Source organism: Candidatus Limnocylindrales bacterium, assembly GCA_035626395.1.
Taxonomy (GTDB): Bacteria; Desulfobacterota; Binatia; order UBA1149; family CAITLU01; genus DASPNH01.
The window spans coordinates 35,447-52,232 of sequence record DASPNR010000042.1 but is presented as its reverse complement, the minus strand read 5'-3'; the positions used below and the strand labels follow the sequence as shown (position 1 = coordinate 52,232).

General features: G+C 69.5%; 15 protein-coding genes. 6 read left to right on the top strand and 9 right to left on the bottom strand.

Features of this window, described 5'->3' with window-relative positions; all coding sequences use genetic code 11:
• Positions 1 to 141: 141 nt before the first annotated feature.
• The 9 genes from VEC57_16050 to VEC57_16010 all read right to left on the bottom strand — a co-directional run bounded on the left by VEC57_16050 (position 142) and on the right by VEC57_16010 (position 7,945).
• The gene (locus VEC57_16050) at positions 142 to 1,629 is read right to left on the bottom strand and encodes a peptidoglycan DD-metalloendopeptidase family protein (protein ID HYC00648.1); all 1,488 of its coding nucleotides are present in this window, start codon (positions 1,627 to 1,629) and stop codon (positions 142 to 144) included.
• Entirely contained in the window at positions 1,620 to 2,498 is an 879-nt protein-coding gene (locus VEC57_16045; GenBank protein HYC00647.1) for a permease-like cell division protein FtsX, read from the bottom strand. The genes VEC57_16050 and VEC57_16045 overlap by 10 nt, the downstream gene beginning before the upstream one ends.
• Positions 2,499 to 2,504: 6 nt before the next feature.
• Complete coding sequence (locus VEC57_16040) at positions 2,505 to 3,167, bottom strand: ABC transporter ATP-binding protein (protein HYC00646.1); 663 nt, start codon at positions 3,165 to 3,167, stop codon at positions 2,505 to 2,507.
• 112 nt (positions 3,168 to 3,279) lie between these two features.
• Positions 3,280 to 3,882: a TlpA disulfide reductase family protein gene (locus tag VEC57_16035; protein ID HYC00645.1), complete on the bottom strand. Its 603-nt coding sequence runs from the start codon at positions 3,880 to 3,882 to the stop codon at positions 3,280 to 3,282.
• Positions 3,879 to 4,694, bottom strand: a complete 816-nt coding sequence (locus VEC57_16030) for a prolipoprotein diacylglyceryl transferase (protein ID HYC00644.1) — start codon at positions 4,692 to 4,694, stop codon at positions 3,879 to 3,881. Before VEC57_16030 ends, VEC57_16035 begins: the two co-directional genes overlap by 4 nt.
• A gap of 86 nt (positions 4,695 to 4,780) precedes the next feature.
• Entirely contained in the window at positions 4,781 to 5,989 is a 1,209-nt protein-coding gene (locus tag VEC57_16025) for an FAD-dependent oxidoreductase (protein ID HYC00643.1), read from the bottom strand.
• Between the two features lie 38 nt (positions 5,990 to 6,027).
• Complete coding sequence (locus tag VEC57_16020) at positions 6,028 to 6,447, bottom strand: secondary thiamine-phosphate synthase enzyme YjbQ (GenBank protein ID HYC00642.1); 420 nt, start codon at positions 6,445 to 6,447, stop codon at positions 6,028 to 6,030.
• A 142-nt stretch (positions 6,448 to 6,589) separates the two neighbouring features.
• Positions 6,590 to 6,871, bottom strand: a complete 282-nt coding sequence (locus tag VEC57_16015) for a pyrimidine/purine nucleoside phosphorylase (protein HYC00641.1) — start codon at positions 6,869 to 6,871, stop codon at positions 6,590 to 6,592.
• 87 nt (positions 6,872 to 6,958) lie between these two features.
• A complete protein-coding gene (locus VEC57_16010) occupies positions 6,959 to 7,945 on the bottom strand; it encodes a hypothetical protein (protein ID HYC00640.1) in 987 nt (328 codons plus the stop codon).
• A gap of 101 nt (positions 7,946 to 8,046) precedes the next feature.
• Between VEC57_16010 and VEC57_16005 the strand changes: the two genes are divergently transcribed.
• The 6 genes from VEC57_16005 to VEC57_15980 all read left to right on the top strand — a co-directional run bounded on the left by VEC57_16005 (position 8,047) and on the right by VEC57_15980 (position 16,766).
• Positions 8,047 to 8,769, top strand: coding sequence for an alpha/beta fold hydrolase (locus tag VEC57_16005; protein HYC00639.1), 723 nt, complete (start codon positions 8,047 to 8,049; stop codon positions 8,767 to 8,769).
• 217 nt (positions 8,770 to 8,986) lie between these two features.
• Positions 8,987 to 9,457 (top strand): ankyrin repeat domain-containing protein, encoded by a 471-nt coding sequence (locus VEC57_16000; GenBank protein HYC00638.1) that lies wholly within the window; start codon positions 8,987 to 8,989, stop codon positions 9,455 to 9,457.
• A 25-nt stretch (positions 9,458 to 9,482) separates the two neighbouring features.
• A complete protein-coding gene (locus VEC57_15995) occupies positions 9,483 to 10,961 on the top strand; it encodes a hypothetical protein (protein ID HYC00637.1) in 1,479 nt (492 codons plus the stop codon).
• Between the two features lie 219 nt (positions 10,962 to 11,180).
• The gene (locus VEC57_15990) at positions 11,181 to 11,909 is read left to right on the top strand and encodes a nitroreductase family protein (protein ID HYC00636.1); all 729 of its coding nucleotides are present in this window, start codon (positions 11,181 to 11,183) and stop codon (positions 11,907 to 11,909) included.
• Between the two features lie 163 nt (positions 11,910 to 12,072).
• Complete coding sequence (locus VEC57_15985; GenBank protein HYC00635.1) at positions 12,073 to 14,145, top strand: ATP-binding protein; 2,073 nt, start codon at positions 12,073 to 12,075, stop codon at positions 14,143 to 14,145.
• Positions 14,146 to 14,216: 71 nt separating this feature from the next.
• On the top strand, positions 14,217 to 16,766 hold the full coding sequence (locus VEC57_15980; GenBank protein ID HYC00634.1) for a nitrilase-related carbon-nitrogen hydrolase: 2,550 nt from the start codon (positions 14,217 to 14,219) through the stop codon (positions 16,764 to 16,766).
• The last annotated feature ends 20 nt before the right edge of the window (positions 16,767 to 16,786 follow it).

Sequence of the window (16,786 nt, the reverse complement as noted above, 5' to 3'; positions counted from 1 at the left end):
CGCGCGATTGCAGATGCGGTACCGGGTCGGGCCTCGCGTGCTGCCGGCGCCGAGCCGGCGGCACGCACACGAGAAGCCCGACGGGAGATTCGCTACCGGATCGCGCCTCGCATCACACGGCGCGAGCTTCGGGCCGGGTCGTCAGTTCAGGCCTTTCACCCACGGCAGCGGATCGACGGCCTGGCCGGCGTCGCGGAGCTCGAAGTGCAGGTCGGGGTCGTCGCCGGGCATGTTGCCGACGATGTCGCCTGCGCCGATGCGATCGCCCTCCTTGAAACGAACGGAACCGAGGCGCGCGTACACGGAGTGGTAGCGGCCGCCGTGGCTGACGATCACGGTATTGCCCATTCCCGAGAGCGTTCCCGAAAAGATCACCTGTCCTTCTGCAACGGTGCGGACCGGCGCCCCACCCTTGCTGCGAACGATGACGCCCCGGTACTTGTTGCCGCTCTTGTGCTGCTGGCCGTAGTTGGCGACGACCTTGCCGCCCACCGGCGCTGCCAGCTGGCCCTTGCGGGCAGCGAACTTGTCGGCGTCGGCGCTGCCGCCGCGAAACAGGCGCGAGAGCAGGCCCGGCCGTTTCTCCGGCGACGCCGCCGGTTGCGGCTCGGCCTGCGCCGGCGGCTGCTCGGCGGCGTACGGCCCCGCATTGGCGCTGGCGGTCGCACCGGCTGGCGGCTGCCCCGCTTCGACGTCGGCGCCCGCAGCGGCCGGCGCTCGCGGTAGCCCAGAGTCTTTCGGTGGCAGGGACTTGGCCAGTGCGGTGTCAGGTCGTTGGCGAGGTGCCGCCGCGGGCGTTTTCGGCGGCGGCGCCTGCTTCGGCGCCGCAGCCGCAAGCTCCTTCTCGAGCGTTCTCGCCGAAGCTTCGAGCTCCGACAGTCCCGCCGCGGCGGTCCTGGCCTGCGCGGCAAACTGCTCGGCGTCGGCCTCGGCGCGGGCGACCTCGCTCTCCAGACCGAAGCGTTCGCTCTGCAGCGCGCTCAGCGTCGCCGCGGCCGTCTCCTGCTCGGCGCGCGCACGATCCAGCGCCGCCAGGTGACTGCCGCGCTCGATCTCGACGCGCGAGACCTTTTCCTGTCGGGCTGCCGCCGCCGTGACCAGGTAGCGCGCCAGACGGACGTTCTCCGTGGTTGCACCGGTCCAGCCGGCCGCGCCGGCGCCGATGCGTGCGGCGCGATACATGCCGGCAATGCGCGCCCGATGCGCGGCGCGCTCGCGGCCGACGACGCCGTCGAGCTCGGCCAGGCGCGCGATCGCCTGCTCGATGTCGGCCGCTGCCTTGGCGCGCCGGTGCTCGGCGTTCTGGATCTCCGCATCGACCTTGGAAAGCCGCTGCTTCGCCTCGACCACCATGCGCCCGAGCAGCGCCGCGCGCCGGTCCTGCTCCTCGCGCTCGCGCTTCTTGGCCAGGAGCTGCTCGCGGATCTGCCGTGCGCGCTCGGTCATGTCCTCGGCCGGCGCGGCAACCGGCGCGGCCAGTGCCACGGCAATCGCGATGACGGCGACGCCTCGCCGCCATCCGCCGCCGGTCGCCGCCGCCGCCGCCGCGGGAGGCAGCCAGCTCGCGGAGGCCGCGGGCGCGCGACGGCCGGCGCCGCAATGCGCTCGCTGCGATCGGCTCAGCGCCACTGCGACACTCTCCACATGCCGACCGCGCTTCCGGCGCCGCCGAGGGCAGCGCCCCACAGGGTCAGCGTCAGACACTGGCGAGGCGACAGGAAGGAGAGCACGTCGGTGAGCGCAGGAAGCTCGCCTTCGATGGGCATGGAGACGCCCTGGAAGACCAGGGCCAGCACGCCGAGCGCCAGCAAAGCGCCGACGATGCCTTCGAGGATGCCGGCCAGCACCACCGGTCCCCAGTACCCCGGGCCCACGGCGCCGACCAGTCGCAGCACGTTCATCTCGTCGCGGCGCGTGTAGGCGGCGAGCTGGAAGGTGGTGGCAACGATGATCACCGAGACCAGAAGCGTCAGCGCGCCCAGCGCCCACGCCACCCAGCGCACGATGTCGAGCGCGCTTCCGCCCGAGGCAATCGACCTCGTGGACTGCACGTCGGAAACCCCGGGAAACGCGCGCCACTGCTCGATCTTTGCCGCCAGCTCCTCGTCGCTCAGCGAGCGCTCGAGCTTGATCTCGATGGAGGCAGGAAGCACCGACGGCTCCAGCCCCGCCAGCAGCTCGGCGCTGCGGTCGAGGTTGTCGGCGAGGAACTGCCAGCCTTCGTCCGGGCTGATGTAGCGCGCCTCGATGACGGTGGGGTCATCGCCGATGCGCGTCTTGGTCGCGACGATGTCGGCCTCGCCGGCCTGCTGGGTGAAGTAGATCGAGACGTCGATGCCGGAGGCGGCCCAGCGCGCGACCATGCGGTAGGCATTGGAGCTGACGAGCAGCACCGCGCCGGCGAACAGAACGCTGGCGGCGATGCTGGCCAGCGCCACGCCGGAAGCGGCGGGCGATGCGCGGATGCCGTCGAGGGCGCGCCGGAAATAGTACTCCAAGGCCGTCTACGCGCAGGCGGCCTCGAGGCCTTCCTCGTCGAGCAGCCGGCCGCGGCTCATCACGAACACGCGTCCGCGCAGGACACTGAGCGCTTCCATGTCGTGCGTGGCCATCAGCACGCTGGTGCCGTCTTCGCGGCAAGCCTGCGTCAGGATCTTCAGCACGTACAGCGACTGATCGGGGTCGAGGCCGAGCGTGGGCTCGTCGGCAAGAATGATCGGCGGCCTGTTGACCAGCGCTCGCGCCAGGCTGACTCGCTGGCGCTCGCCGGCGCAAAGGTCGCGCGGGAAGCAGCGGGCGGCATCGTCGAGGCCGACGCGCTCGAGCGCCTCCTCGGCCATCCGGCTGGCTTCATTGCGCGTGCGGCCGGCCACTTCCGCCGACAACGCGATGTTGTCGATGACCGTGAGCCGCTCGATCAGACGCGGCTCCTCGAAGACCAGGCCGAGCTCGCGGCGCAGCTCGGCGATGCCCGAGGCATCGAGGCGGGAAAGGTTGCGGCCGTTGACGATGACTCCGCCGCTGTCGGCCTTCAGCTCGCCGATGAGCAGGCGAAACAGTGTCGTCTTGCCCGAGCCGCTCGGCCCGGTCAGCGCGGCGAACTCGCCCTCACGAACCTGGAAGCTGACGTCGCGCAGGACCTGGCGACCGCCATAGGACTTGGACACACCGTGCACTCGAATCATGTCGGCCCTGGCAGCTCCGCTGCCCCTCCACTCCACCACCCGGCCCGTCCTGCTTCGCCGCGCGCTGGCGCTGCTCGCAGGGGCCGCTGCCTGGCTAACCACCCACCAAGAGCTTGTCGAGACGCGCCGTGAAGTCGGGCGCCGGCCCGGCGCCCTGCGCCGGAATGCGTCCGATGATCTTGTCTCGAATCCGTCCTTCGCGATCGACGAAGAACGTCTCGGGGTAGCCCGTTATACCATACTGCGTTCCGATGGCACCGTCGGGATCGAGCAGAATCTCGAATTTCAGCGGCGTTCTTTCAACGAAATCATGAACACGCGAAACGTCGTCGTCGCCGGCCACGCCGAGCACCACCAGGCCCTTGTCGCGATACAGGTCGGCGATGCGATTGAGCAGCGGCATCTCCTCGATGCAGGGCGGACACCAGGTGGCCCACAGGTTCACCAGCACGACCTGACCGCGATAGGCCGAAAGCTTTCGCACCTTGCCGTCGAGCGACTGGAGGATGAAGTCGGGAGCCAGATCGCCCTCGCTCGCCTTGCCGCCGCCGCCGCCCTGGCAACCGCCGACCGCCACGATGGCCGCCAGCAGTGCTGCCCACAGCAACCGCGGCCTCAGGCGCCGGGGCTGCAGCGCGGGCCGTCCGTCGCCCCGCGAGTCGCCGCTTCGCCTGCCCGTGGCCAGGGGCGTTTTCATGCCGTCGCCTTGCGCGGCATCGGCGCCGCGCCGCGCTGGCGCACCAGGATTCCGGCGCCGACGACCGCCAGCACCAGGCCCACGACCTGCGCCTGCGTCAGGCCGAAGGCCAGATGCGGCTCGACCCGGATGAACTCGACCCAGAACCGGAACAGCCCGTTGCCGATCAGATAGATGGCGAACATCGTGCCCGGCGCCGGGTTGCGGTGCCGGTAGCGCCACAGGAACGCGAACAGGAGCGAATAGGCCGCCGCCTCGTACAGCGGCGTCGGATGCACGAGCACGCCGGGCGGATGCGGCCACGGCACGATCGCGTCGGTGTAGGCCACGCCCCACGGGACGTCGGTGACCGTTCCCCAATCGCCGTCGCCGGCGACGTGACAGCCGATGCGCCCGAGCGCCTGCCCGATGGCCAGGCCCGGCGCCGTGCAATCGGCCAGCGTGATGAACGACATGTCGTAGCGACGTCCGAGCACATACGCAGCCAGCGCGCCGCCGAGGAATCCGCCGTACCAGACGAAGCCGGCGCCGGCGAAGATCTCGCTCAGCGGCGCGCGGAAGAACGCAGCAGGGTCGTTGAAGATCGACAGCACGCGCGAGCTGACAAGGCCGGCAAGGAACGTCCACAGCAGGACGTTCCACAGCTTGTCGCCGTCACCGCCGCGGCGTTCGAACTCCTTCACCGAGACGAGCGAGCCGAAGTAGAACCCCAACGCCATCATCACGCCGAAGCTGTAGATGGTGATGGGCCCGAGCTGGAAGATGATCGGATACACCGGCGCCGATACTAAGGGATCAGCGATCGATTCCAACTCTCGCGCGGTGCGTCGCGCACTCGGGAGAGTCGCGGGTCGCACACGCAATGGGTCGCGTCCGGCGCTGCGGTTGCGAGGAGTCGTTACGACGGCCGGGACGCCAGCGCCTCGGCCATGCTTGCGCCGGCTTCGAGAAGCGCCTGGTAATGCGCGACCACGCGCGGACGGCCCATGCCGGCCACGCCGGTAAGTCGGCCGCTGCGGCCGAAGATGGCAACGAAGCGGTACTCTTCGAACGAGCCGTCGACCACGTGCAGCTCGTCGTCGGGCAGCGCGTGCCCGGCGATCTGCAGCTTGGTGCCGAACTGGTCGCTCCAGACGTAAGGAACGGGCGCGTAGGGCTCGACGGCGTCTGCGCCCTTGAGAAGACGCAGCGCCGCGGCACGGCCCTGCGCGGCGGCGTTGGTCCAGTGCTCGATGCGCACCAGACGTCCTGCACGCGCGCTGTGCCAACGTGCGACGTCGCCGGCCGCGACGATGCCGTCGACCGCCGTGGCGCAGCGGTCGTCGCAGACGACGCCGTCCTCGACCTCGAGGCCCGAGCCTTCCAGCCACTGCGTCTGCGGCTGCACTCCCACGCCGATCACGAGCACGTCCGCCGCGATGGTGCGTCCGTCGCTGAGCTGCAGGCGCTCGACACGATCGGCGCCTTCGATTGCGACCACTCGCGTTGCGCAGCGAAGCTTGACGCCGTTGTCGGTGTGCAGCCGCGCCGCAAGGCCGCCAAGCGCGCGACCGAGCGCGCGCACCATCGGTGCCGCAAGAGGCTCGATGAGCGTGACGTCGAGGCCGCGTGCGCGGCACGACGACGCCACCTCGCAGCCGATGAAGCCGGCGCCGAGGATTGCCACGCGTGGGCCCGCGAGCAGCTCGTCGCGAAGCGCGAGCGCATCGTCGAGAGTGCGAAGGTAGTGGATGCCGGCAAGCGGCGGCGTCTCCTCGAGGCGCCGCACGCGCGCGCCGGTGGCGAGGACGAGGCCGTCGAACGCGATCGTCTCCCCATCGTCGAGCGCCAGCGTGTGCTGGCCGGCGTTCAGATGCATGGCCGTGCGGCCGAGCCGCAGGTCGAGGCGCAGGTCGTCGAGTCCGCTCTTGCGAAGCGCCGTCTTCTCGGGATCCCACTGCCCGCGCAGGATCTCCTTGGACAGCGGCGGCCTGTCGTAGGGTGCATGCGGCTCGGCGCCGATGAGAACGAGCCGCCCCTCGAAGCCTTCCTCGCGAAGTGCCTCGCACGCGCGCAGGCCGGCAAGGGATGCGCCGACGACGACGAACGTTCGCGAGTCCTGCGACATTTTCACGTGCTCGCTCGCGCCACGCGCCGTGCCCACGACTACTCGCCGATCACGTGCAGATCGACGCTGCGATGAAATCGGCCGTGGCGGTGCTCGAAGACGTAGATGCCCTGCCACGTGCCCAAACGAAGGTCGCTCTCGTGCACCGGGATGCTGAGCTGCGTCGCCGTCAGTGCGGCGCGGATGTGGGCGGGCATGTCGTCGGGGCCTTCGGCGTTGTGACGGTACAGGCGAGGATCCTCGGGCGCGATGCGCCGGAGGAACGAGTCGAGGTCGGCACGCACGTCGGGATCGGCGTTCTCCTGGATGAGCAGCGAGGCGCTGGTGTGGCGTATGTACACGGTCAGCAGGCCCTGCTCGATCTCCTGATCCTCGAGCCACGCCGTCACCTTCGCCGTGATCTCGTAGAGCCCGGCGCCGTGGGTGGCGACGTCGATGGAGCCGAAGGCCTGACGCATGCCGCGGAAGGCTAGCCGTGAAGCTTCGCGTGCGCCAGAAGGCGGATCGCCGGCGCTCTCATCGGCACCGCGGACAGCGAGGGATGTGTCGCACTGGCCACGCTGCCGCGGCCAGTCCATCCGCTCATGCCTGCCAGTGCCGTCAGCCCAGGAACTCGCAGAGATACGCGATCGGCGCCGTCGCGCGCACGTCGAAGCCGCTGTTTGCCGGCACCTCGAAACTCGTACCGGCAGCGTAGGGCCGCTCGCTCTGCCCCGGCAGCGTCACCCACAGCTCGCCCGATACGATCGTCATGCGTTCGGCCTTGCCGGTGCCGAAGTGGAACGAGCCGGCGTCGATGACGCCGGCGGTTGCGGCCATGCCGTTGCGTTCGAACCCGATGCTCTGGACCTGCCCCTCGAAATACGTGTTGTGCTTCAGCATGCCGCCTATTAGCGGTCGCCGGGCACGAGGGCCAGCGTACCGGCTGAAGCCTTCGCGCCTGCTCGCCGCTACTGCGCCCGCTTGCTGCTACGCCGCCGGAAAGCGATTGCTCTCCAGCCATCCGATCGCGGGCTCGGACACGCCTTCGATCTGCGCGCGTACCAGAGCTCGCCGGTAGATCGAGCGGCGCGGCGGCACGAAGCAGTGCGAGATGTCGATCTCGGCGCCGCTGATCGGCTCGATCGTTCCCTTCATCTCCTCACCGTCCTCGGCGGTGACGGCAAAGCTTCCGCTGACGGCCCGCGTGGGATGATCGTCGTCGAAGACGAAGTCGTAGACGACGGTATCGACGTTCCTGGTCCGCTCGCGCGCCAGGTAGCCGACCTGCATCTCGGTGACGTCGGGGATCGTGACCTGCACGGCCTGCAGTCGGAAGTCGGCGCCGCTGAGGATGAGGAAGCGCCACTCCATCGACCACCACCGCGGGCCCCAGGAATGATCACGTTCGCCAATGCCATCGAGCCGGCGCTCGTCGTGCCCTATGCGATACGTGCCGGACACGGCGATCGGCTGCTCGAAACGGTTGGCGGAGAGGCCTTCGGCGCTGTGGCCGGCAACCTTGCTCTCACCGACCGAGTGCGCCGCGCCCGTGGTCGTCACCGCAAGATCGACGGCGACTTCCATCATTTGTCCGGCACGGCGGCCGCTGACGACTCGCCCGAAGCCGGCGCAGCGAAGGTGCCCGGATCGAAGCGGCTGCTCGATCGTGTAGGAGAACGAGAGCCCCCATGGGTCCTGGTACGACAGAGCGTCCCCGTTCCAGCGATCGAGCGGCAGGCGCGTCTCCTCGACCACCACCCACTCCTCTCCATTATATAGGTAGAGCCAGAACCACAGGCGCTTCTGCGCCGGGTGCAGCCCGATGCGGCAATGCCCGGCGTTGGACCCATCACGGTCGAACCAGTCGAAGAAGTACGATTCGTTCCACCATTCGTACTCCTGGCTCCACGCGTGCAGCAGGTCGTCCTTCTCCCGAATTCCGAAGCGGGTGATCTCTTCGAGTGTGAGCGACATGCGCGGACCCTACCCAATTTCGCCACCGCGGACGAAATACCCGCCGATGCGCCACACAGGCGTTCTGGACGCACTGCGTTTTCCAGGCCAAATCTTCCAGGATGGCCCGCGACATCCACCCTCCCTCTCCCCTGCTCCTCCTCGGTGAAGCCTTCAGCGGCCTCGAGTTTCCGCGGATGCTGCTTCGCCTCCCATGGCTGGCCACCGCTCCGCGCGGCCACGGCGAGCCCGTGCTCGTGCTGCCCGGCTACGGCGCCAGCGACACGTCGACGCTGCTGCTGCAGACCTACCTTCGCTTCCTCGGCTACAGCGTCCGCGGCTGGGGCCTCGGCATGAACCGAGGCGACGTTCCGCGAACGATGCCGCGCGTGCTCTCGCTCATCGAGAAGATGCACGATGAGTCGGGCGAGCGCGTGCATCTGGTGGGCTGGAGCCTCGGCGGCTTCATCGCGCGCGAGGCGGCGCGTGAGAATCCCGAGCTGGTGCGTAGCGTGATCACGCTGGGAAGCCCGGTCATCGGCGGGCCCAAGTACACGGCGGTGGCGCGGCGATACAAGGCGCGCGGCTTCGATCTCGACGCCGTCGAGGCCGAAGTCGATGCGCGCTACGAGCGGCCGCTGTGCGTGCCGATCACGGCGATCTATTCGAAGTTCGACGGGATCGTGGCCTGGAAGGCGTGCATCGACGAGCGCAGCCAGGGCATCGAGCACATCGAGGTGCTGACCACGCACCTCGGGCTCGGGATCTGCGCAGACGTCTACACGATCATCGCCGATCGGCTGGCGCGGGCTCGCGACGAGGCCGCGGCTTGTGCGGCGGCCTAGAGCTGCTCCCACTGTGGCAGGGGACACACCGGCCTCACGATGGCGTGATGCACGGCCGCGCACTGACGTGACGGGATGAGGCCGCGCGTAGGCTGGACACGATCGGGCGGATGAGAAAGACCGTCGCTCACGGCGCGTGCTGACGAAATTCCTACTCTCCTCGACCTCTGGCTGCAGGTGGCGCCGCGCCGCCGCGGTCTTGTTGACGTGCGCTCTCGTGCTCGCTGCCTGCGACGGTCCCTCCCAGCGCTCCAAGGCCGGCGCCAAGCGCATCGAGAGGCTTCTGTTTCCGGGCGTCTCGTCTCTCCGCCGCCAACGACAGCGTGCCGCTGCCGCCCGCGACGCGAATCGGCGGAGTTCGCCGCTGCTGGCGGGACTGCTCGACGGCAACCGCGACGCAACGGCACGAGCGCTCGACACCGCCGACATCAACGTTGCGACCACAGCCGGCAACACGCCCTTGATGCTGGCTGCCGCGCGCAACGGGCTGGTGCTTACCCGGCTGCTGCTCGAGAAGGGTGCAGACCCGTGTGCCAGGAATGCACTCGGCTCCGACGCCGCCGGCGTGGCTGAAGCGTTCGGATTCGTGGCTGGTGCGGAGCTGCTACGAGAGGCATCGCAGCGGTGTTCGCATGCGGCGGCCATGGCTGCGACCGGTGCGAAAAAGGGCGGCGGACGCGTCCGATGAGATCGGACCAGCAGGCGCCTTCCTCATGACTGCTCGCCGCGTGCTGCTCCTCGTCATCTGCGCCGTAACGGTCGTTGCGTGCCTGCGCCACCAGTTGATGGAGCGCCGCATCGATGACGACAACCGACTGTATTTCTACCTGGCCGAGCGTGCCGCTTCGGGAGTGGCGCCGCACGTTTCGGCGCCCGACGTCAAGACGCAGCTGGGAACCTTGACGTTCGCAGCTTCGATCGCTGCCGGTCGCATGCTCGGCGCCGACGACGTCATTGCCGGCCGTCTCGGCAGCACAGTCACGCTTGCGCTGGCTGCGGTCGCGGTTGCCGCGTTGGTCCTGGAGATCACCGGCAGCGCGCTGGCCGCCGCGCTGGCGGTCCTTGCTCTCCTGACGGCCAACGGCGTCCTCTACCACACCGCGGTGGGCTTCAATCCCAAGATTCCATTGATGGCGGCGCTGGCGTGGGCGCACCTGTTCTTTCTCCGCGGCCGCTTCGGCCTGGCCGGCGCCGCTGCCGCCGCCGCGGTTCTGTGCTGGCAGATCGCAGCGCTCGTCTACGTGACGATGGCCGTCGCGTGTTTGCGATGGAGCGCGCCGATGGCGGCTGCACGCAGCTTCGCAGTAGGCAGCGCGGTCGTGGTGATGGCGTATGAGGCCTATTTCGCCTGGCACGGCGCGCTGGCGGCGCAGCTCTTCCAGACCGTGGTGCTGCCCATGGGCGGGGCCGGACACAAGACCGAGCTCGCAGGATCGTTCTGGTTCATCGTCTTTGGTCCGGGCGCCCCGCCGACCCTGCGCGGACTCCCGGTGCTGACACTGGCTTGGCTGCTTGCGGACCGGGTCGTGGCACGGTGGCGCCGGCAAGACGTCTGGGCAGCGGAGCGGTCGACCGCGTTGACGATCAACGCGCTCGCTGCGGCCGCCGCCGTATCGCTCGCGTTTACAGTCTACGAGCGGCAGGGCGCGCCGGATCGCTTTCTGCTCGTCCCTTACTTCGCGATTGCCGCCGGGCTGGCAACCGCACGGGTGTTGCATGCGCTGGGTGGGATGGTCGGATCAACGTACGCGGCCGTGCGAGCGGAGCTTGTGGTGGCGATCGCGGCACTGCTGCTGCTCACACGGATGACCGGCACCGTGCACGGGCGCAAGAACCAGATCACGCTGGCCGATCAGCGCCAGGCGGCCAGCGTCATCAGCATCATGAACGAGATGGGCAGCGTGTGGGTTCTAGGAGCCGCGCACCTGCTCGGCCTGGCGCATGTTACCAACTACCACCCGCTGTCGTACTTCGGCGACGACCTGGGACGATATATCGACAAAAAGGCCTTCACTCCCGTCATCGATGGCAGGCTCCCCGACGTGATCGTGCGCGGCCAATCGCTGCCGGGGCCGCCGAGCTTTCAGCGGCAGTACGCTGCCGCAGCGATCCCGGCGCTGGAGCGGCACGGGCTGCGCGTCTTCGTGCGGCGGGATGCGCCGCGCGTTGCAGACTTCGCCCTGGCGAAGTAGCCGAGGACGCAACCGCGGCGACGGCGCAGCCCGGCGGGAAATACCGGCGAGGAGGTCCGCGCCCGCCATCCGCACGAGCAGGCGCGAACCCTCGTCCAACGACAAAGGGACGGAAACCACCTACGCCCGCGCGGTGCCCCAGCACCATCGCCGCAAGAAAACCGGCCCTCGCCTCCCCCACCCATCCCTGCTACGCGCTGCTCCGGAGGTACCGCCGCGATGCCCATTCCGACGTCCGACGCCAGGCTCTTCGAGATCATGTACACGTGCCGCGCGATGCGGCGGCTCAAGCCCGATCCCGTGCCGCAGGAGATTCTCGAGCAGCTCGTGGAGGCTGCGCTGCACGCGCCGAGCGGCAGCAACGCGCAGAACTGGCGGTTCGTCATCGTCCGCGACCGCGCGCAGAAGCAGCGCATCCAGGCGATCTGGCGAAAGACCTGGGGTTTCTACCAGGAGACGTTTGCGAAGGCGGACCTTCGGCCTGGCGAGTCACCCGAAGATCGCGCAAAGGGAACCAAGGCCGGCACCGATCTTCTCGAAAGCCTTCCCGACGTGCCGGCGCTGATCTGCGTCTGCGTCGCGCGCGACGAGCAGCTGGCCAAGGCGCTGGCCTCACCGGCCACCATTCAAAAGGTCGTCTCGCACTTCGGCGTCGGCGGCGCCGTGAAATTCGCGGCCGCGGGCATGCGAATCGGCGGCATGGCCGACGGCTCCACCGCTTATCCGGCGGTGCAGAACCTGCTGCTCGCGGCGCGCGCTCTCGGCCTTGGCGCGGTGCTGACGACGCAGCACTTTTTCGTGCCGGGGCAGTTCGAGGCGGTGCTCGGGCTGCCCGGCTCGGTGACCCTGGCGGCGATCGTCCCGGTGGGATACCCGAAGGGAAAGTTCGGACCCGTGCGCCGGCCGAGCCCGCGCGACGTCATCTCCTGGGACCGCTACGGCGGCTGAACAGCGAGCCGCGCGCCCATCTCGTGGGACCGCTACGGCGGGTAAGCAGGGACCCGCTGGCCGCTGGCGATGCGGCCGGCGGGAATGGAAGCAGCGCAGTGTTGCACGCCCCGCGTCACGCCGGTAAAGCCGTGGCACGCCATCCACGGATCCCACAGCCTTCGTGCACGCCGCGCTTCGCGGAAGCGACCAGTCGTACCGAACGGCCGCGCGCGCGGCGGCGCTCGCCAACCTCGTCCTCGGCTCGGTCGTGCTGGTCGGCTGGCTTCTCGGAATCGAGCGTCTCTCCGACCTGACCTTCGACGGCATCCGCATGAAGGCCAACGCGGCGCTCGCGCTGGGTCTGTCGGGGCTGTCGTTGCTGCTTCTTCTGCCCGCGCGCGTCAGCTCGTTGCGCCGCGGCGTCGGCTCCGTCGCTGCGGCGGTCGTCCTTACCATCGGCGCGTTGACGCTGAGCGAGCACGTCGTTGGCTGGGACCTCGGCATCGATCAGCTCATCGCCGCCGAGCCGGCTGGGCAGGCCGCCACCGTCAGCCCCGGCCGCATGGGCCCGCCGGCGTCGATGAGCTTTACGCTGCTTGGCACGGCATTGCTGCTGCTGCATTCGAGCTGGAGCGGCGCTGCCCTCACCCGCGCCGCGCTCGCTTTCACCGTCACCGTGATCGCGCTGCTCAGCGTGGTCGGCAACCTGCACGGCGCGGCCCAGCTCTACGCCGTTGCGCACTACACCGGCATCTCGCGCCAGACGGCGCTGGCGCTGTTCGTCCAGGCCGTCGGCGTGCTGTGCGCGCGGCCGGATGAAGGCCCGGTGCGAACGTTCACGTCGCCTCTTCCGGGCGGCGTGTTTCTGCGCCGGCTCGTCGTTCCGGCGCTCGTCGCGCCGGCAATGCTCGGCTGGCTGTGCGTCCAGGCGATGCAGCATGGCCTCTTCGATGCTCCCTTCGGCTTTGCCGTGCTGGCGGTCGCGCTGACGGTGCTTCTGGTGGCGACGGCGGCACGCAACGGGCGCGCTCTGAACGACGTCAGCCTTCAGCGCCTGCAGGCGGAGCAGGAGCGCGAGCTGCTGCTCGAGGGCGAGCGCCACGCGCGCGTGGAGATGGAGCGCTCCGCCAGACTCAAGGACGAATTTCTCGCCACGCTCTCGCACGAGCTTCGCACTCCGCTCAGCGCCATCCTGGGCTGGTCCTTTCTGCTCGGACAGAAGCCGGGTGACCACGACACGCTGGCTAAAGGCATCGAGGTCATCGAGCGCAATGCCCGTCACCAGTCGCAGCTCATCGAGGACCTCCTCGACATGAGCCGCATCGTCTCGGGCAAGATGCACCTGCACATGCAGGCGGTGGAGCTGCCGGCGGTGGTGGAGGCGGCCATTCAGGTGGTCCGCCCGCTGGCGGAAAGGAAGAACGTGCAGATCGAATGCGACCTGGCGCGCCAGGAGCAGTCGCTGATCGGCGATCCCACGCGGCTCCAGCAGGTGGTGTGGAACCTGCTGGTCAACGCGGTGAAGTTCACGCCCGAAGGCGGAACCGTCCGCGTGCGCCTCGACTGCAGCGACACGCGCGCCACGCTCACCGTCGCCGACACCGGGCAAGGGATTGCCGAGGACTTCCTCCCTCACGTGTTCGACCGCTTCCGTCAGGCCAACTCCTCGATCACCCGCGAGCACGGCGGCCTCGGCATCGGCCTCTCCATCGTCAAGCAGCTCGTCGAGATGCACGACGGGCGAGTGGCCGTGCAAAGCGACGGCGCCGGCAAGGGTGCGTGCTTCACCGTCCAGCTTCCGCTGGCCCAGCAGGCGGTCGCGTACGACGGAATGGTGGTGCGCGCTCCCGCAGCCGATCCCGCCGCCAAGACGGCGCGAATCGCGTTCCCGAAGCTGGCCGGCATCTCCACGCTCGTGCTCGATGACGAAGCCGATACGCTCGACGTCGTGCGCCGCCTCCTCACCGACTGCGGCGCCGACGTCACCTGCGCGCGTGACGCTGACGAGGCGCTTCGTCATCTGCGGTCGCGCCGCTTCGACGTCTTCGTCAGCGACATCGGACTGCCCGAAAAGAATGGCTACGAGCTGATGCGCGAGCTGCGCGCCGACGGCCAGATCATTCCGGCCGTTGCGCTGTCTGCGTACGCACGGCCCGAAGACCGGCAGCGAGCCCTGGAGTGCGGCTTTCAGTGCCACGTTCCCAAGCCGGTGGAGCCGGCCGCGCTTCTCTCGACGATCAGCTCGCTGCTGTAGCGGAGTCGCGGCCGATTTTGCCGCGGCCGGTCTTGCTGCCTCGGCGCAGGCGGGCTTAACCTCGCCTGATCGTGACAAGAACGGCTCGACGTCCCCTCACCCATCCATTCACTCGCGCTGCAGGCACGGCTGCCGCCTCGGCCATCGCCGCGCTGGCGGTGCTGACCTCGCCGTCGCCGGCCGCGGCGCTGGACAGCGGGCCGCGCGCGTTTCGCCTGATCGCGTACGACTACAAGCAGCGCCCCGAAGACACCGTCAGCTACGCCGCCTACCACGCCAACCTCGAGACGCAGATCCTTGCCGCGGCCTCCGAAATTTGCTGCGGCCCCGCGCCGCGCCTTCTCTTCCTTCCCGAGAACACGGGGCTCATGGCCTGGTTCGTCGGCCCGCGCGGCGAGGCGGCGCGCGAGGCAGCCGCGTCCGGACAGCCCGACAGTTCGGCAGCGGCGATCGCCTCGCTCGGCCCCGGCTACTCGACGCCGATTGCCTACTACCAGAACAAGTGCCCGGGCATCACGCCCGCGCGCGCGCTGATCCTGGCGCTGACCGACACCGCCTGGCGCGCTCTGATGGAGAAGCTGGCGGCGATGGCGGCGCAGCACGGCGTGTGGATCGTCGCGGGCCTGAACACCGCCGACGTCACCGTCACGCGCGATCCGCTGACAGTTGCCGCGCTGGCAGATCCCGACGAGGTCGACAGCGGCTACGCCTACGAAGCGAGCTGCCAGGCATGGAACAACGCGGTCGTGATCTCGCCGCAGGCGCAGCTCGATCCCGACGGCGCGGCCGATCCCGCCAACGTCCTCTACGGCGAGCAGAAGAAGGTCTACCTCGTGCCGATCGAGCGCGAGCAGGCGGTGGGCCTGACGCTGAGCTCGGAGTCGCCGGCCAACGCCCGCGCGATCGACACCGGCTTTGCGCGGCTCGGGATCCTCACCAGCAAGGATGCGTGGATGCCCGACGTCGTCGAGCGCCTGGAGATCGACGGCATGGACGTCTTCCTTCAGCCCGAAGCGGGAGCGTGGGCCGGGCACGGTGGCGGTCTTCCGGACTGGCCGCCGGATGCGATGGCGCGCGCGATCTGGTCGATGGTGCAGTGGCAGGCCGAGACGCAGTGGGGCGCGCTGTCGAACCTTACCGGCAACCTCGGGGACCTCTACTTCGACGGCACCGCCACCATCACGCGCGACGCCGTCTTCGATGAGCTCGCCACGCAGTATCTGCTCGGCCGCGCGCCGCAGCCCGGGATCGAGGCGCGCGCGCCGTGGGTGTTCCCGGATCCGCCGCCGGGCGTGATGCTCGACGACATCACAGCGCGGCGCGAGTTTCTCGACGAGCAGGGCGCGCGTCTTGCGCCGGGCTCGGGCGATGCGCTCGAGAACGGACAGGCCGCAGGCTTCGTCGTGGCCGACATCACGCTGCCCGATCGCGGCGTTCGCGGCGCGCCCGTAGACGGCCTCGGCATTGCATCGGTTGCGGTGTCGCCGACGAGCGCGGCGCAGTGGTCGCCGTCGCTGGCCGTCAACGCCGACGGCGCGTTGCAGCTTGCGTGGACGGACCTGCGCGACGGGCACGAGCAGCCCTACTTCGCGCGCTCCAACGACGCCGGCGCGACGTGGACGCCAGCCGTGCGCGCCGGCGACGCCGTTTTCCGCGAGTTCGATCAGCAGGACAATCAGTACGACGCGCGCATCGCGGCGGTCGCCGACGGCTCGCTGCAGATGGTGTGGTCCGATTTCCGCAACCAGTCCTGGGACATCTACGGCGCGCGCAGCAGCAACGGCGGCGCGACCTGGCCGGCCAGCAGCCGCGTCGACGGCTCGCCGAGCAGCGCCGAAGGCTTCCCGGCCGAGAACATCCACCGTGACCCCACCGTCGCCGCATTCGCCGACGGATCGGTGATCGTGTGCTGGGCCGACGTTCGCGGCATGCGCACCGATGCCGGAATCGTGTGCGCGCGCTCCAGCGACGGCGCGACCTTCGGTCCCGACGTCTTCGTCGACGGCACCGGCGACGTCGAAAGCGAGCAGTTCGCACCGGCGGTCGCCGCCGCCGGCGACGGCCGCGTGCTCGTGGCCTGGCAGGATCACCGCGACGGCATCGCGCGGATCTACACCGCGCTGTCACTCGACGGCGGCATGACCTTCGAGGCGGCGGCGCCGCTGGCACCGTCGCCGACGGACCAGTGGCAGCCGGCGGTCGCCGCCAGCTTGCGCGGCCGGTTTGCCGTGGCCTGGAGCCAGAGCGACGGCGACGGCGGCTCGCGCGTGCATGCAGCCACCATCAGCCGGCGAGGAGCCGTGCGCACCGCGGTGGTCGATGCCGCGGCGCCGCAAGGCACGCGTCAGGCGCGGCCCTCGCTCGCCTTTGCCGGCTCCCGCCTGCTGGCCGCATGGCAGGACGACCGCGCAGGCGATCCGGACGTTCTGATCGCGCGACTGCGGTCGCGTGGCGAGGCGAGGATCGTGAAGCGCGTCGATGACGATCCGAACGCGACTGCAGCCAGATTGCCGGTCATTCAGGCGTACGATCGCCTTGCATGGAGCGTCGCCTGGGAAGATGACCGATCCGGCACGGAGCAGATCCGCGTCGCCAGCGGCGACCTTGCCGATCTACGATGACGAGCTGGTCACGACGTTCG

Bases quoted from the DNA above. Each gene is read 5' to 3' on its own strand.
- VEC57_16035 (HYC00645.1), bottom strand. From the start codon at position 3,882: ATGAAAACGCCCCTGGCCACGGGCAGGCGAAGCGGCGACTCGCGGGGC.
- VEC57_16025 (HYC00643.1), bottom strand. From the start codon at position 5,989: ATGTCGCAGGACTCGCGAACGTTCGTCGTCGTCGGCGCATCCCTTGCC.
- VEC57_16020 (HYC00642.1), bottom strand. From the start codon at position 6,447: ATGCGTCAGGCCTTCGGCTCCATCGACGTCGCCACCCACGGCGCCGGG.
- VEC57_16015 (HYC00641.1), bottom strand. From the start codon at position 6,871: ATGCTGAAGCACAACACGTATTTCGAGGGGCAGGTCCAGAGCATCGGG.
- VEC57_16010 (HYC00640.1), bottom strand. From the start codon at position 7,945: ATGTCGCTCACACTCGAAGAGATCACCCGCTTCGGAATTCGGGAGAAG.
- VEC57_16005 (HYC00639.1), top strand. From the start codon at position 8,047: ATGGCCCGCGACATCCACCCTCCCTCTCCCCTGCTCCTCCTCGGTGAA.
- VEC57_15995 (HYC00637.1), top strand. From the start codon at position 9,483: ATGACTGCTCGCCGCGTGCTGCTCCTCGTCATCTGCGCCGTAACGGTC.
- VEC57_15990 (HYC00636.1), top strand. From the start codon at position 11,181: ATGCCCATTCCGACGTCCGACGCCAGGCTCTTCGAGATCATGTACACG.